This window comes from Actinokineospora sp. NBRC 105648, assembly GCF_030269645.1.
GTDB lineage: Bacteria > Actinomycetota > Actinomycetes > Mycobacteriales > Pseudonocardiaceae > Actinokineospora.
Genome location: NZ_BSTR01000004.1, coordinates 317,594 through 333,092, shown reverse-complemented (window position 1 = coordinate 333,092; position 15,499 = coordinate 317,594). Strand labels below are relative to the sequence as shown.

Annotated in this window: 15 protein-coding genes; 7 read left to right on the top strand and 8 right to left on the bottom strand. The window is 71.4% G+C overall.

The genetic code is table 11. The features are described 5' to 3' along the window. Positions 1–146 precede the first annotated feature (146 nt). Entirely contained in the window at positions 147–989 is an 843-nt protein-coding gene (locus tag QSK30_RS06560) for an aminodeoxychorismate lyase (protein WP_285500391.1), read from the bottom strand. A 107-nt stretch (positions 990–1,096) separates the two neighbouring features. Here QSK30_RS06560 and QSK30_RS06555 point away from each other — a divergent pair, with 107 nt between their 5' ends. Both QSK30_RS06555 and ygfZ read left to right on the top strand, forming a co-directional pair. Then, positions 1,097–1,477 (top strand): Fur family transcriptional regulator, encoded by a 381-nt coding sequence (locus QSK30_RS06555; RefSeq protein ID WP_285500425.1) that lies wholly within the window; start codon positions 1,097–1,099, stop codon positions 1,475–1,477. Beyond that, a complete protein-coding gene (ygfZ, locus tag QSK30_RS06550) occupies positions 1,474–2,595 on the top strand; it encodes a CAF17-like 4Fe-4S cluster assembly/insertion protein YgfZ (protein ID WP_285500389.1) in 1,122 nt (373 codons plus the stop codon). The genes QSK30_RS06555 and ygfZ overlap by 4 nt, the downstream gene beginning before the upstream one ends. Before the next feature lie 9 nt (positions 2,596–2,604). Here the strand turns inward: ygfZ and QSK30_RS06545 are convergent, their stop codons facing one another. Next, positions 2,605–3,384: a helix-turn-helix domain-containing protein gene (locus QSK30_RS06545; RefSeq protein ID WP_285500387.1), complete on the bottom strand. Its 780-nt coding sequence runs from the start codon at positions 3,382–3,384 to the stop codon at positions 2,605–2,607. Beyond that, the gene (locus QSK30_RS06540; protein ID WP_285500386.1) at positions 3,384–3,764 is read right to left on the bottom strand and encodes a hypothetical protein; all 381 of its coding nucleotides are present in this window, start codon (positions 3,762–3,764) and stop codon (positions 3,384–3,386) included. Before QSK30_RS06540 ends, QSK30_RS06545 begins: the two co-directional genes overlap by 1 nt. Before the next feature lie 452 nt (positions 3,765–4,216). Between QSK30_RS06540 and QSK30_RS06535 the strand changes: the two genes are divergently transcribed. Then, positions 4,217–5,611, top strand: coding sequence for an NsdA family TPR-like regulatory protein (locus QSK30_RS06535; RefSeq protein WP_285500384.1), 1,395 nt, complete (start codon positions 4,217–4,219; stop codon positions 5,609–5,611). 355 nt (positions 5,612–5,966) lie between these two features. On the opposite strand, the gene QSK30_RS06530 is transcribed toward QSK30_RS06535, so the two are convergent. Further along, entirely contained in the window at positions 5,967–7,280 is a 1,314-nt protein-coding gene (locus QSK30_RS06530) for a helix-turn-helix domain-containing protein (RefSeq protein WP_285500423.1), read from the bottom strand. A gap of 98 nt (positions 7,281–7,378) precedes the next feature. Between QSK30_RS06530 and QSK30_RS06525 the strand changes: the two genes are divergently transcribed. The 3 genes from QSK30_RS06525 to QSK30_RS06515 are packed head-to-tail and all read left to right on the top strand — an operon-like array spanning position 7,379 to position 9,820. Next, positions 7,379–8,227 (top strand): beta-keto acid cleavage family enzyme, encoded by an 849-nt coding sequence (locus QSK30_RS06525; RefSeq protein WP_285500383.1) that lies wholly within the window; start codon positions 7,379–7,381, stop codon positions 8,225–8,227. 55 nt (positions 8,228–8,282) lie between these two features. After that, the gene (locus QSK30_RS06520) at positions 8,283–8,861 is read left to right on the top strand and encodes an RsiG family protein (protein WP_285500382.1); all 579 of its coding nucleotides are present in this window, start codon (positions 8,283–8,285) and stop codon (positions 8,859–8,861) included. Positions 8,862–8,869: 8 nt separating this feature from the next. Beyond that, positions 8,870–9,820, top strand: a complete 951-nt coding sequence (locus QSK30_RS06515) for an asparaginase (RefSeq protein WP_285500380.1) — start codon at positions 8,870–8,872, stop codon at positions 9,818–9,820. Between the two features lie 59 nt (positions 9,821–9,879). Here the strand turns inward: QSK30_RS06515 and QSK30_RS06510 are convergent, their stop codons facing one another. The 3 genes from QSK30_RS06510 to QSK30_RS06500 all read right to left on the bottom strand — a co-directional run bounded on the left by QSK30_RS06510 (position 9,880) and on the right by QSK30_RS06500 (position 13,872). Then, complete coding sequence (locus QSK30_RS06510; RefSeq protein ID WP_285500379.1) at positions 9,880–12,312, bottom strand: substrate-binding domain-containing protein; 2,433 nt, start codon at positions 12,310–12,312, stop codon at positions 9,880–9,882. Then, positions 12,309–12,509 carry a hypothetical protein gene (locus tag QSK30_RS06505; protein ID WP_285500378.1) on the bottom strand — a complete coding sequence of 67 codons (201 nt, stop codon included), beginning with the start codon at positions 12,507–12,509 and terminating at the stop codon, positions 12,309–12,311. Before QSK30_RS06505 ends, QSK30_RS06510 begins: the two co-directional genes overlap by 4 nt. A gap of 472 nt (positions 12,510–12,981) precedes the next feature. Continuing rightward, positions 12,982–13,872 (bottom strand): DUF8083 family protein, encoded by an 891-nt coding sequence (locus tag QSK30_RS06500; protein ID WP_285500377.1) that lies wholly within the window; start codon positions 13,870–13,872, stop codon positions 12,982–12,984. A gap of 196 nt (positions 13,873–14,068) precedes the next feature. On the opposite strand from QSK30_RS06500, the gene QSK30_RS06495 reads away from it, so the two are divergent. After that, entirely contained in the window at positions 14,069–14,254 is a 186-nt protein-coding gene (locus tag QSK30_RS06495) for a DUF3073 domain-containing protein (protein WP_285500376.1), read from the top strand. 120 nt (positions 14,255–14,374) lie between these two features. Here the strand turns inward: QSK30_RS06495 and QSK30_RS06490 are convergent, their stop codons facing one another. Beyond that, the gene (locus QSK30_RS06490; RefSeq protein WP_285500375.1) at positions 14,375–15,439 is read right to left on the bottom strand and encodes an NADH:flavin oxidoreductase/NADH oxidase; all 1,065 of its coding nucleotides are present in this window, start codon (positions 15,437–15,439) and stop codon (positions 14,375–14,377) included. Between the last annotated feature and the right edge of the window lie 60 nt (positions 15,440–15,499).

The following is a 15,499-nucleotide window of genomic DNA, read 5'->3' as shown; positions in this document are numbered from 1 at the left end:
ATCAACCGGCTCAAACGCCACCGTGCCGTGGCCACCCGGTACGACAAGCTGGCCGTGCGCTACGAAGCCACCGTCTATGTCGCCGCGATCAACGAATGGCTCTGATCGACTTCGATACAGGCCCTAGCCGGGCTCAGTATCAGGGCTCAGTACTCCGATTCGTAGAGCGCGTTCAGCTCGGCGCCGAGCGCGCCCGAGTCCGGCAGGGCGATGCCGTCGAGGGTGTGCACTCGGGTGATCTTGCGGACGCTGGAGGCCAGGAAGAGCCCGTCGCCGCGCGCCAGTTCCGCGCGGGAGAACGGCTCCACCTTGGTGGTCCACCCCGCCCGGTCGGCCGCGCGGAACAGCGCGCCCTGGGTGGTGCCGGGCAGGATCCCGCTGCTCGGCGGGGGCGTGCGCAGGGTGCGGCCGTTGACCAGGACGGCGGTCGAGGTCGGTCCCTCCAGCACGGAGTCGTCCGCGGCGAAGAAGATCACCTCGTCGGCGCCCCGGGCCTCGGCGTGCCGCATGGCGGCCATGTTCACCGCGTAGGAGAGGGTCTTGGCGCCCAGCAGCAGCCACGGCGCGCGCTCGACGATGTCCGGGTCGAAGCCGCGGGCCAGGGTCACCGCGCTCACGCCGGACTCGCGGTTGCGCAGCGCCTTGGGACTCAGCGGCAGCCCCAGCGCGAACCCGGTGGGCGTGCCGTCGCCGAACTCGGGGCCGCGGGTGTAGACGAGCTTGAGCGCCATCTCACCGGGCTCGGGCCAAGCGTCGATCACCACCCGGGTGACCCGCTCCCAGGCGGCGCGGTCGGGCTCGGGCAGGTCGAGCATCCGCGCGGACCGGGCCAGCCGGTCGAGGTGCGGGCCCAGCTCACGGGGCGCGCCGTCGACGACCAGGACGGTCTCGAAGACGCCGTCGCCGCGGATCAGCCCGAGGTCGTCGACCCGCAGGTGCGGGGCGTCCGGATCAGCGAGGGTCCCGTCCAACATCACCAGCACGCGCATGCGCAGCACCCTACGCCTGGCGACGGCCTACCATTGACGGGGTGGAGACCGCCCATCCGACCTCGCGCAGGCGCGCCGAACTGCGTGCCACGCTGCACGAACGCGGCATGCGGATGACCCCCCAGCGGCAGTTGGTGCTCGACGCGCTGCTCGAGCTGGAGCACGCCACACCGGAGCAGGTGTGCCAGCACGTGCAGCGCGCCACGCCGACGGTGAACATCACCACCATCTACCGCACCCTGGAGCTGCTGGAGGAGCTGGACCTGGTCCGGCACACCCACCTCGGCCACGGCGCGCCCAAGTACTCGGTGCACGAGCACGAGCACGTCCACCTGGTCTGCCACCGCTGCGGGCACGTCGACGAGTCACCGCGCTCGGTGATGGACGAGCTGTCCGCGGTGCTGCGGACCGCCCACGGGTTCGAGTTGGACGCGGGGCACCTCGCGTTGTCCGGAACGTGCCAGAGCTGCGCCCAGGAGACCCCGTGACCGACCGCTCCCCGATCCTCGACCTGCCCGGCGCCGTGCGCGCCCCCGACGGCGCGGTCGACGAGGGCGTGCCCTGGCACTTCGGCGACCCGTTCGCCGAGCAGCGGGCCGCCGCGCGCAAGGTGGCGGTGGTCGACCGCTCGCACCGCTCGGTGATCGCGGTGCCGGGCGAGGAGCGGCTCTCGTGGCTGCACCTGGTGATCTCGCAGCACGTGACGGGTCTGCTGTCTGGCTCGGGCACCGAGGCCCTGGTGCTCGACAGCCAGGGCCGGGTCGACGCGCACATGCTCGTCGCGCACGCCGGGGACACGGTCTGGCTGGACACCGAGCACGGGGCACTCGCGACGGGTGCGCGCGGCGGGAAGGTGTCGCTGCTGGAGTACCTGGGGTCGATGGTCTTCTGGTCCAAAGTGGAGCCACGGGACGCCTCGGCGGAGCGGGCGGTGCTGTCGCTGGTCGGCCCGGAGACCCCGGAACTGCTGGCGAAGGTGGGCCTCCCGGTCCCGACCGGCCTGTACGCGGTGGCGGTGGGCGAGGACGTGATCGTCCGCCGGATGCCGTGGCCGGGCCACGACGCCGCCGACCTGCTGGTGCCCCGCACCGACCTGGTGACCTGGTGGACCCGCCTGACCGAGGGCGGCGCCCGCCCGATGGGCAGCCTCGCCTTCGACGCCCTGCGGGTCGAGTCCACCCGCCCGCGGATGGGCGTGGACACCGACGAGAAGACCATCCCGCACGAGGTCAATTGGGTCCACGTCGCCGCGCACGTGGCGAAGGGCTGCTACCGCGGGCAGGAAACAGTCTCCAAGGTCCACAACGTCGGCAGGCCCCCGCGCCGGATGCTGCTGTTGCACCTGGACGGGGCCTCGGACGTGCTCCCCGACACGGGAGATGTGGTGTACGCGGGCGAACGCGCGGTCGGCCGCGTGGGATCGGTTGTCCAGCACCACGAACTGGGTCCGATCGCGTTGGCGTTGATCAAGCGGTCCGTCGAACCGGGCACCCCGCTGGTGATCCGCAGCGGCGAGGAGACCACGCAGGCGGCCATCGACCCGGACTCCATCCCCCCGGACACCCCGGCCCTGGGCCGCGCGGCCGCGCAGGGACTGCGCGGCTGAGCACCGGCCTCACCGCACGGCACCCGCCAGCTCCGCCAAGCGCTCACGCGTCCGCTCTTCATCCAGGGTGACAGCCATGACATTGCGGGCGAGCGCCGCATAGGTGTCGACGGATTCCTTGTCGTGCAGGAAAAGCGTCGACTTCGGTTGGTCGACCTGAACAGTCCGACCAAGATCTGGGACGTCGAGGATCCGGAACGAGCCCTCCCAACCGAACGCCTGCGCTTCAGGCACCACCCGTATGGACCCCTGCTGGGCCAGTGCGGCGAGGTGGCGGGCTTGGCCGCGCATGATCGAGGGCATCGGCCCGGGATGGGTCAACGCCCGCTCCCCAACCAGGAACGCACACCGCGGTGGCCTGTGTCGGTCGAACAACCCCGGTGTCGCGGTCTCGGTCTGGGGCAACGCTTGCGCGTATCGGGTGGTTCGCAGCAGCACCGGAACCGTGGTCGGCGCGTGGCAGAGAATGGCCCGCGCCTGGTCCTCCAGGACATCAGCCACCCGGAAACTCAGATCGGTGTCGTCACGGCTCTGCCACCACCGGGACTGACACGCCCGCGCCACCAGCGAACGGAACCGGTCACGCTCCCTCGCGGTCTGCACCCCGCACACCCACAACACCAGCAACAACTCCGCCTCGCCGAGCACCCGCAACCCCGCCAACACCCGCGAGAGCTTCGACGGGTCCCACCCCAACGCCGCCGCCAACCCCCGCTGGGAGAACCCGGCCGCCTGGTGCAGACGCCGCAACTCCACCCCCAGAACCCAACCACCCAACCTCGTCGACATCAGCCCGCCGCCGCACGCAGCCACGCCAACACCCGCGGCCCCATCCAGATCACATCCCGCAACCCCACCAGATCACCCTCATCCGGATAAGCCACCACCCGCACCGGCGTCCCGCCCCCGAACTCACCGTGGATCTCCACCCGCGGCCCATCGGATTCCGTCTCCCCCAACAACATCGCAGACGCCCCGACCAACGTCTCGTGCCAGGCCATCAACGCCGCAGCCATCGCCGACAACGGCGTCACCGACACCCCGATCTCCACCCGATCAGCCCGCCCACCAATCAACGAAACCCCCATACCCGACGGCACCGGCAACGAGTGCACCGCCAAGTGATGCCCAGCCAACGCGGCCAACCGCAACAACTCCACCACCGCCACCGCGGCCCCCACCCCACCTTCGAGCCGCTCCATCACCGACCACCCGCCACACGCCCACACAGCCGCCCCCACCACGACCGCCGCACCTCTCGCGGGGCCGGCCGAACCCGCACCACACACCCCCGACACACCGGATTGGGCGGCGCGAACAACGACTCAGGCAACAACTCCCGCGCACCACACACCGCCGAATACACACCCCGCACACCACCGGTCGCCACCAACGACTCAGCCACCAAGTGATCCCGACCATCCGTGAACGTCATCGGCAACACCGCCAACTCACCAGCCACCGCAGCCTCTCCTCCTGAGCTAGACATCTGCGAGCAAACGGCCTTTCGGCCGGTTTGGGCAGGCTCACGCAGGGGGCTCACGGATCACGTCACGCGTTCACGCTGCAGACGCCTTTGGCTTACCGTGGGTGACAGGTGACGGTCTCCGGAGGTGACGCGATGCCGAGGTCGGAGCAGAGCGCAAGCAAGCCCAACACATTGCTCGGAAGCCTGATCACCCAGTCGGGGGCGAGCAGCAAGAGCCTGGCCATGCGCGTCAACCAGCTGGCCGCCGGAGTGGACAAGCGCACGGCGTACACGCACACCAGCGTCGCCAACTGGACCCGACGTGGGATCATGCCGGAACCAGTGATCAGATCCCTGATCGCCCAAGCGCTCGGTGAACGTCTCGGCAGGCCGGTGACCCTGGCTGAGATCGGGATGCGGGTCGAGGACATCGACCTGGACGTGGGGCTGGCTTTCCCCCACGAGCTGCCCTTGGCGGTGAGGGGTGCGACCCACTACTGGAGCGTGGTGGACCGTCGAGACTTCCTCGCCACGACCGGGTTGACGATGGCCGGTTGGGCCACGCCGATCCGGCGATGGCTCACGTCCCCCGCAGACCCGCACGCTGCCCAGGTGGGAGCCACCAGGCACGTCGGCGCGGCGGATGTGGCCGACCTGTTGGCCGCCGCGGACGACGCCCGCCGGTGGGACTCACGTCTCGGGGGTGGGAACTGGCGTTCCAGTGCTGTCGTGGACTGCCTGCGCGAGCAGGCCACACCTCTGCTGCACGGGCGCTACACCGACCGGACCGGCAGGCAGCTGTTCGCCGCCACCGCCCAACTCTCCCGGCTCGCGGGCTGGACCGCGTTCGACACCGGCAGGCACGCCGCCGCGCAGCGGCACTACATCCAGGCGCTGCGGTTGGCCCGAGCGGCCGGGGATGTCCCCTTTGGTGGCTACGTGCTGGTTTGCGCGGCACTGCAAGCATCACTGCGCGGCTTCCACGACGACGCGATCGACATGTGCCTCGGCGCGTTCGAACGGGCGAAGACCACCGCGACACCACGTGTTCTGGCCTTCTTCAAGCTGATCGAGGCACGTGCGCACGCCCGCGCGGGTAGTGCGCGGGCAGCAGGTAGGGCACTGTCGACCTCGGACCTGTTGATCCGCCGAGCGGACCGCGAAACCGGTGACGACCCGGACTGGATCGACTTCTACACCCACAGCCGGCTCGCCGCCGACGCCGTGGAGGTCCACCGAGACCTGGGCCTACCCGCACCCGCACGGCGCTGGGACGCCGAAGCCGCCATCCCCGTCGACGCCTTCGCCCGATCGCACGGACTCCGGCTCATCGTGGTGGCCAGCACCCACCTGCAGGGAGCGGCGCCGGACCTCGCAGCCGCACTCCACCACGGCAACCGCGCCGTCGACGTCCTGACCCGAGTCGCCTCCGCGCGCGCGGTCGACTACGCCCGCGACCTCGTCGACCGCTGCCTGCCTTGGAAGGACGAAGCCGGGGTCGTCGACCTCGCCCGCCGCATCCGCACCGATCTGACCGCCGTCGCCTAGCCCGAAGGCAGGCGCCCCGAGCTCAGGTGCGGGACAGCGCTGTCGCGAGCTCCGGCACACGAGGGGCTTTCACGTGCCTGGATGTGTGTCAGGATCGCGGCATGTCATCGTCGACGACCCGTCCTGGCAGCCATGGCACGACCGTCACACCGATCCATCACCGACCACCCGCCACACGCCCGCAAAGCCGCCCCCACCACGACCGCCGCACCTCACGCGGCGCCGGCCGAACCCGCGCCACACACCCCCGACACACCGGATTGGACGGCGCGAACAACGACTCAGGCAACAACTCCCGCGCACCACACACCGCCGAATACACACCCCGTACGCGAACGGGTACGAAAGGTGCCTGCTAAATGGTGACGTCCAGCGTGGCCGCGAGCACCCGAGCCTCACGCTCGACCAGTGCGCCGCCCTTTGTGGCCAATTCGGCGGCAAGCGAACGGGAAAGCGGGTGGCACGCCATGGACTCCCGGCTGGTGCCCACCGCACGTTGCAGGACGTGCAAGGCCGCCGTGCTCTCCTTGCGCTGCTGGTAGCCACGGGCGACTTCGAGCCAGACCCGGGCCCGCCGATCCAGCGAAGGCACCGTATCGGGGTCGACCAGTTCAGCCGCCTCTACCGCCTTGGCGCCTTTCCGCAGCTCGACGTGCACACTGACCCCGGTCAGCGCGGCGTTGGCCCCGCCGAAGAGAGTGGCGGGGTGCGCGTAGCCAGTGGGCATGCGGCCGGCCATCTCGCCCGCTTGGTCGAGCATGCGCAACGCGTCGCCTTCCCGGCCCATCCGGGCCGCGGTGATGGACCCGTGCAACCGGACCGCGCCCCATAGCGCACGTGCCTCCTGGCTGGTGTCGAGCCGGGGCTCCAGCAGGGACGCGGCGTCGTGGGCCAACTCCAACGCCTCATCGGTGCGACTCGAGCGCCAGACGTTCCCCACCACCCAGGCCGCGGTCGCCAGCGCGATCGGGTCGTCCGCCTGCTCGGCGCTGGTCATGCACCGGTCGGCGGCCAACCACAGCAGTGAGCTGTCCGCGACCCACGCGAGCAGTTGTTCGGACAAGGCATAGGCAGAAGACAGTGCGGCGTGCGCTTGGCGCCGGTCCAGACCGTCCAACGTGCGGCAGGCGATCCGGGCGTCGGTGATGATGCGCGGCAACACCGCACCGACCGAGGCCCGCGGGGTCGGGGAGGTGTGCCAGAGGGCCCAGGCGTCGACCACCCGCGCGGTCAACGTGGACACGTTCGGCACAACTGCCGCTTCCGGCGCGAGCAGCGGCGCCTCGATCGCCTCCCGGACCCCGGGTACCGCCTCGTGCCCGGCCTGGCCGGTGACCGACATGGCGATCGGCTGGTTCCCGGTCAGCTCAACGAGATCCGCGACGCCCAGCACCTCGGCGAAGCGGACGAGGACAGGCAACCCCGGCGGCTTGATGCGGCCGGATTCGACGAACTTGAGCCAGCTCTCGGAATAGCCCATCAGGCCGGCGACCACCGCACGCGTCTTGCCCGCGCGCTGCCGAACCGCCTTCAACCGGGCACCGAACGACAATCCGGCAAGCTCGTCGAATGCCATGGCACGGACACCTTTCGCCGATGATGCTGCGCCCAGTTTACGTACCGGCACTTCCGGGGAGGCTGTCGCGACCAAGGTGGTGATCGGCGGCACCGTGGTCAAGATCCGCACCGCGCCCTCGGCGGAGGCCGGACTGGCCGAGACCAACACGAGGGGCTTTCACGTGCCTGGATGTGTGTCAGGATCGCGGCATGTCATCGTCGACGACCCGTCCTGGCAGCCATGGCACGTTGATCACGGTCGCGCCCACCGGGGCCGAGCACACCAAGGCCGACGTCCCCAATCTCCCCGTCACCCTGGACGAGCTGGTGCAGACCGCGCGGGGTTGTGAGCGGGTCGGGGCCGCGATGATCCACCTGCACATCCGCGACGACGAGGCCAAGCCGACCCTGGACCTGGGCAGGCTCAAGGAGACGGTGGCCGCCGTTCGCGAGAACACCAGGCTCATCGTGCAGCTGTCCACCGGTGGGGCGGTCACCGATCCCGAGGCCGACCGGCTGGCCGTGCTGGACGCCGGGCCGGACTCGGCGTCGTGTTCGATGGGGACGGTCAACTTCGGCGACGACGTCTTCCTGAACCGGTGGGAGTTCATCGTCGAGCTGCACAAGCGGATGCAGGAGCGCGGGATCGTGCCCGAGTACGAGATCTTCGACCTCGGCCACCTCACCACGCTGCGCCGCCTGCTCGACCAGCACGGGCTGCCCGCGGGCGGGCACGTGCACCTCGACCTGGTGATGGGTGTCCCGGGCGGGATGCCGGGTGACACCGAGACCCTCGCCGCCGCGCTCCGGCTCATCCCCGAGGGGGCCACGTTCTCGGCGACCGGGGTCGGACGGACCAGCCTGCCGGTGCTGCTGGCGAGCCTGTCCGCCGGTGGGCACGTTCGGGTGGGGATGGAGGACACCATCTCCTACGCCCGCGGCGAACGGGTGAAGGACAACGCCCAGCTCGTGGCCCGGGCGTCCGGCCTGGCCCGGATCGCGCAGCGGCCGCCGATTGGTCCGGACGAGTCGAGGGTACTTCTGGGGGTGGCGAGCTGAGCATCGTTGTCGTCAAGATATGGCGATCCAGCACCGAGTGGCGGAGGATGTGCCCGTGATCGAAGTCCGCCCGGGTGGGCGCAGGCGCATCGACAGGGTGCTGTCGCCGGAGTACGTCGAGGGCCTGGCCGGGCTGGACCTCGTCGAGGTTCGTGCCCGCCGGGACGACGCGGCGCAGGAGGAGACCGATCTGTCCTACCTGCGCAGGCTGCTGCACGGCCGGATCGACATCGTCCGCGCCGAGCAGCGCAGGCGCGCGACCGGTGAGTCCACGTCCGTCGTCGACCAGCTCGCGGTGATCCTCGCCGACAACGCGGTCGGCCCGGCGATGGGCTCCGGGCGCTACCAGACGATGGAGCCCTCGCGCGCGGAGGCGCACCGGCGGCACGTGGAGGCCCTGGTCTCCGACGCCGACCTCTCCGACGTGGGCTCGCTGCCCGACGAACGGCTCGCGCTGGCCCTGCAGACCTACCAGCGGGAGGAGGCCTCGGTCTCCCAGCGCAGGCGCGAGGTGCAGAAGGTGATGGACCTGCTCAACGACGAGATCGGCGGTCGGTACCGCGCGGGCAGCGCGTCGGTCGACGACCTGCTGGCCGCCGAGCGGGGCAAACGGTCAGAGGGAGAGTCACGCTGAACCCGGTCTTGGTCGAGGTCCTGCGCTCGGGGTTCGTCGAGTCGATCCACCGCGGGTCCGTCGTCGTGCTCGCCCCGGACGGGGAAATCAGGCTTGCCCTCGGTGAGGTCAACGAGCCGGTTTTCACCCGGTCGTGCAACAAGCCGCTGCAGGGGCTCGGGCTGCTCCGGGCCGGGCTCGACCTGCCCGACGACGCCGACCTCGCCGTGGGCTGCGCCTCGCACAGCGGCGAGACCGAGCACGTCGAGCAGGTCCTGGGCATCCTGGCCAAGAACGACCTGGCCGAGTCCGACCTGGGCTGCCCGCCGGACTGGCCGATGAACCTGGCCGCCCGCAACCGGGTGATCGCCGGTGGTGGCGGCAAGCGCGCGGCGGCGATGAACTGCTCCGGCAAGCACGCGGCAATGGTGGCGACCTCGTCCCAGCAGGGCTGGGACGTGCGCGAGTACCTCGACCCGGAGCACCCGGCGCAGGTCGCCATCGCCGAGGCGGTGGAGGACATGACCGGCGAGCGGATCACCTCGATCGGCGTCGACGGCTGCGGCGCCCCGCTGTTCGCGCTGACCTTGACCGGCCTGGCCACCGGCTACACCCGGCTGGTGCTGGCCGAGCCGGGCACCCGCCGCCGCCGGGTCGCCGACGCGATGCGGGCCCACCCGCACCTGGTCGGCGGCACGAACCGCGACGACACCGAGCTGATGCAGGCGATCCCCGGGCTGCTGGTCAAGGGCGGCGCCGAGGGCGTGCACGCGATGGTCCTGGCCGACGGCACCGCGGTCGCGATGAAGATCGACGACGGCGCGCCCCGCCCGCGCACCCCGATCCTGGTCGGCGTCCTGCGGGCCCTGGGCTACGACGCCCCCGAGCTCGAGGACAAGGCCGAGCACGACGTCCTAGGCGGTGGCGTGCCGGTCGGCGCCGCCCGCCTGACCGACGGCCTCTTGGACGAGCTGCACTAACAACACTGGAAAGACAACAGGCGCCCCTCCGCGGAGGGGCGCCTATTGTCGTCTGCTCTCTAGAAGTTGGACAGGACGTTGGTGAACACCGTCTCGATGGACGCCGGGTCGGTCGCGTCGTAGGCGGCGCCGTGGCTCGCCTGGGCGATCTTCTGCAGCTCGCCGGGTTCCCCGTCGCGGTTGAAGTCCGTGCCGTCGCCGTAGGCGATGGCGAAGACCCGGACCGGGCTGACCTTCTCCGCGCCCAGCGTCGTGATCAGCGAAGCGCTGTCGGTCTGCTGGTTGGTGTCCTCGTTCTTCCCGTCGGTGAGGACGACGACGGCATTGATGGCACCGGGGTCGTAGTGCGCCTTCAGGTGGTCGGCCGCCGCGTTAATCGTGTCGTAGAGACCGGTGGCGCCCACCGGCTTCAGGTTGGCCAGCGCCGTGCGGATCTGCGCGCGGCGGGTCCCGACCGCCGCGGCGTCGCCGAGGGCGCCGAGCTCCACGTCGACCTTGTAGTCGGCCTCGCCGTTGAGCCGGGTGGAGAAGTTCCACAGGCCCACCCGGTCGCGGTCGGTGAAGGTGCCCTCGCCCATGATGACCTCGGCCGCGCCCTTCACCCGGTCCAGCTTGGACGGACCCGCGTAGCCCGGCGGGTAGCCGTTCTGGTCGGCAGGGGTCGGCGGGCCCATGGACCCGGACGTGTCGATCACCAGCAGCACGTTCGCCGGCTTGCGCACCTTCTGCCACACCTGCAGCGCCGCCTTGAGCGTGGCGCCGCTGGGCCGGGGCATGGTGGCGGGCAGCTGGGCGTCCGGGCGGGCGCCGTTGGCCGCGGTGACCAACTTGCTCGGCGCGGCGGACCGGTCCGGGTTGATGGTCCGGAAGCCGTACTCGCCGAACTTCTCCGCCGCCTGGCTGGAGTGCAGGTAGCCGAGGAAGTCCGCGGCGACCTTGGCCTTGGCGTCGCTGATCCCGGGCATCGGGATGAACGGGTGGTCCGAGTAGAAGGTGCCCTCCGGCGGGTAGAACGCGACCAGCGGGACCGCCGGGCGCGCGCCCTTGCGGCAGCGGTCGCCCGGGCTGGCCGCGCCGCACGGGTAGCCCTCGTTGTAGGCGACCATCGAGCTCTCCTCGATGGTGATCGCCGAGAGGTACGACGCGGTGGTGCCGTCGTTCTCCCGCAGGTTGGCCAGGTAGGTCAGGGTCGTGTCGCCGTAGTGCTCGACGGCCTTCTCGACCGCCTCGATCGAGCGCTGGTTGGCCGGGTCGGTGAGCACCGACTCGTCCAGCGGGCGCCCCGGGGACAGGCCGAGGAACTGGCCCAGCGTCGCGTTGAGCCCGGAGCTGGACTGGGTCGGGTTGGTCTTGCCGAGCTTGAACGGGCCGAGGCCCTGGTCGCCCTTGCCCGCCCAGCCCGCGGGGTCGCGGGCCAGCTCGTCGAGCTTCTGCCAGCCCAGCTCGGTGCCCGCCCACTTCATCTTGTCGACGACCGTGCGCGGCACGGCGATCACCAGCGGCGTGGTCACGATCGACTCGAAGTCGTCGCCGGTGGGCAGCGCGGCCCGGGCGGCGTCGGTGGCCTTGGCCCGGGCCAGCGGCAGCCACATCGACGACGCCGGGCTCCACACGTCGGGCCGGGGTCCCCACCTCGCCTCGTCCCAGCCCTGGGCCAGCCGGTCCATCCAGATGCCGGAGTTCGCCAGGACGACCTTGGCCTCGACGCAGGTGCCGTTGACCAGGTGCGGCTGGTAGCTCGCCGCGAGCCCGGTCAGCACGTTCGACTTGTCCGCGGACGCCGCCACGGTCAGCGTCTCCCGCCGATCGCCCGCCGCGCACGGCTGGAGCGCGGAGACCCACGGCACGAAGACCGCGCCCGGCTTGCCGGGGTCGGGATCGTCACCGGACCCCATCGCGCGTATCGCCAGCCATGCGACCAAGCCCAGCGCGAGCACACCGATCACGGCGACGAGCACCGGGCGCACCCGGCTCTTGCGCACGGGCGGTTCCTCCCCGCCGCCCCCGGGCACTCGATCATCACCGGGCGGCTCCCCGCCACCGGGCGGGGGTACGACCCCGACGACGGGTCCCTCGTCCTCCGGGCGCGGCTCGTCCTCGCGCACCGGTGGGGCGACAGCGGCGGCGGCCGCCGCGGCGTGCAGGGTCTCCCACTTCCACCGCCACCGCGCCACGGTGGCGGCGACCGCGTTCTCGTCGCCCTCCTCCTGGCAGCCGCGCACGTAGCCCTCGGTGACCTGCCAGGTGGGCAGCCGGTCGCCCCGGGTGGCCCGGGACAGCTGGGCGGTGGAGTAGTTGGCCCGCCGGGACAGCTGGTCCAGCGTCAGCCCGCGCTGGGTGCGCAGGCTCAGCAGCTCGGCGGCGAAGAGCTGGAGCTGGTCCTGGAAGTCCGCGGGCTGCGGCTGGGCGGCCGGTTGGGCGGCCGGCTCGGCGCGCTCGGGCCGGGGTGGAGCCGGGATCCACTCGGTCGGACCGTGCTGGTCGTCGGTCATCCGGCCACCGCCCGGGCGGACCCGAACAGGCGGTCGGCGACCTCGGCGGCCAGCAGCGCCCCACTGCTCACCAGGGCCACCGCCGTCTCCGGCGAGCGCCCGGCCAGCACCAGCGCGGCCATCCCGACCAGGATGACCACCAGCACGTACAGCCGCGGTCGCGGCCACCGCCGATCGGGTTCCCTGCGCACGATCATTGCGAGCACTCCTTCACACCATGGGTCCGGACGAGAGTCCGAGTGGACGGCCACCAGCGGGGGTGAACTCCGGAGCGCGGGCTGCAACCCGGCCCTCCTCGGTGGTGACCAACCCAGTTCTGACACACCACACACCGTTGCGGGGTCCACTTACGTTTCGCCCGCTTGCCTCCTGGCGTTGCGCAACACCGGGAGCCCGCGACGCGATCTTGCGACCCAGCGGCGGCAAGCTCGCGGGCCAGTACCCCCGTCCGGCCGACGCCGTCGACGTTTCAGCAGGTCAGCGATCTTGCACAGCCGCGCAACGCAACGAAACGCAACGGGAAACGGTGGCGTGGAGCCGGTCCCGCGCTGACACTGGAGCCTGGCTCGCCGGCATGACCGGCGGCCCGGAGGTTCCTCGCCCAGTGGTCCGGACGAGCCCAGCCGGGGGCGGGCCACCGCTGCAACGGCCCGGCCCGCCCCACCCGCTTCAGTTCATCTGCTCGCGGACCGCGAGCTCGCCCCAGAAGTCGCGCAGGCGCTCGAAGCGGTCGCCCACCTCGTCGGGGGCCGAGTGCTCGATGGCGTCGAGGATGTCGTGCACGTCCTGCGCCGACGAGTCGTCCACCAGCTCCTCGTCGGAGAGCAGCTGGACCAGGCCGCCGTAGTCGAGCTCGACCGCGGAGCCCGGGTCGAAGTTGCCGAGCCAGCGGGCGGTGTCGGCGAGGACCTTGGTGGGGCCGGACTCGCCGAAGGTCTGCGCGGACAGCGAGCGGGCGCGCTCCACCCGGCGCAGCGCGTCGCCCATGGCGGTGCGCCAGAAGACCTGGCGCTTGGGGTCCTCGCGGGTGGCGAGGACGACGTGCCGCCGGGCCGGGTCTACCAGGGCGAACCAGGGCAGCGGCACCGTCCAGGTCGTGGACACCACGTGCACGGCACCGCTGGGCAGCTCGCCCAGGACGCTCGTCGCCTTCTGCCGGACCTGCTCGGGCGAGGTGGACAGCACCGCCTCGCGCAGGGTGGGCGTCGAGGTGGCGAGGAAACCGACCATCGCCGCGGCCGAGCGGGCGCGCAGGTCGAGCGGGCACACGAGTGGGCCCGGCGCCAGGGTCGCCTGGTCGAGCGGGACAGCGGCCGGGTCGAGGACCAGGACGTCGCGGATCGAGCTGGGGGTGGGCCGACCGTCCGGCAGCTCGCCGGGCAGGATCGCCGCGGGGTCCGACGCTTGTGACTTGAGCCACACCTCGCGCTCGCGAATCCCGGCGTCGGCGTGGTCCAGGCGACCGGCCTCGATGGCGCTGCGCAGCAATCCGGCCAGCGGTTCGGCGAACGCGGACAACGGTTCGTACACCCGCAGGTAGGCGACGAACGGACGAGGCACCCACCCATGGTTTCACGGACCGCAACGGTGCGGGTGCCCGGGCGAGGGTGTTCTCGGTGATGTCAGGTTCTGCACACCGTGCCGCGTCGCATCGAACCCCTTCGGCACGGTACGGTACTTAGCAGGAATCAACTGTCGACATCTACGGGGCCGCCGTTCCCCCGGCCGCCCCGTCACTGCGCGAGGGGGTCGAGCCATGGGGCGCGGCCGAGCTAAGGCCAAGCAGACGAAGGTGGCCCGGGAGCTCAAGTACAGCTCACACGCCACGGACTTCGACGCCCTGCAGCGAGAGCTGTCGGGCGGCAAATCCGACGACGGTCACGACAACGGTGACCGCTTGGACGACTCGTCCGACGACGAGTACGACGACTACCGGCGATGAATCCCGGGTCCAGCGCTCCCGGGTGCTAGACCCCTACGCCGAACACCCCCTCACCTCCGCTGTGGCGGCCATCCCGCGTGCCGGGATGGCCGCTACAGCGCGGTCTGGAACCCCCGAGGTCTAGAACGCCCGCGCGTACTGGATCGGCGGGGTCACATCCGCACCCAGTGCGGCTGCCGCGCGCAACGGCCAGTACGGGTCGCGCAGCAGCTCACGGGCCAGCAGCACCAGGTCAGCCGATCCGTCCTCGAGGATCCGCTCGGCCTGGTGCGGGTCGGTGATCTCGCCGACGGCACCGGTCGCCACCTCGGCCTTGCGCCGGATCGCGTCGGCGAAGGGCACCTGGTACCCGGGGCCGGTCTCGATCTTGGCGTACGCAGCGTTGCCACCGGTGGACACGTCGATCAGGTCGGCGCCCGCCTCCTTGAGCGCGCGGGCGAACTCGGCCGAGTCGTCCACCGTCAGGCCGCCGTCGGTCCAGTCCGTCGCCGAGACGCGCACCAGCACCGGCACGTCCTCTCCGACCGCCGCGCGCACCGCCCGGGTGACCTCCAGCGGGAAGCGCACCCGACCCGCGAAGTCCCCGCCGTAGGCGTCGGTGCGGGTGTTGGACAGCGGCGAGACGAACTGGTGCAGCAGGTAGCCGTGCGCGGCGTGCACCTCGACGACCTCGAAGCCCGCCTCGACGGCGTTGCGCGCGGCCTGGGCGAACGTCTCGACCAGGGTCTCGACCTCGGCGGTCGAAAGCGCTTGCGGGGTGCGGTACTCCGGGATGAACGGCACGTCGGTGGGGCCGACCGGGGTCCAGCCGCCGTCGCTGTCGGGCACGCCGTGCCTGCCACCGCCGAACGGGCTGTAGCTCGAGGCCTTGCGGCCCGCGTGCGCCAGCTGGATGCCCGGGACCGAGCCCTGGGCCTTGATGAACTCGGTGATCGGGCGCCAGGCCTCGACGTGCGCGGCCGACCAGATGCCGGTGTCGTCCGGCGAGATCCGCCCGATGGCCTCGATCGCGGTGGCCTCGACCAGGACCAGGCCCGCGCCGCCGACCGCGCGCGAGCCCAGGTGGACCAGGTGCCAGGTGTCCGGGAGCCCGTCGGTCGAGGAGTACTGGCACATCGGGCTGACCGCCACCCGGTTGGGCAGGGTGACCGATCGCAACGTCAACGGGCTGAAGAGCAGGCTCACGGGCTTTCCTCCGACGGGGGGTGGTTCGCGCGCGGGCGAACCTCGGCATGGCAAGAGGTT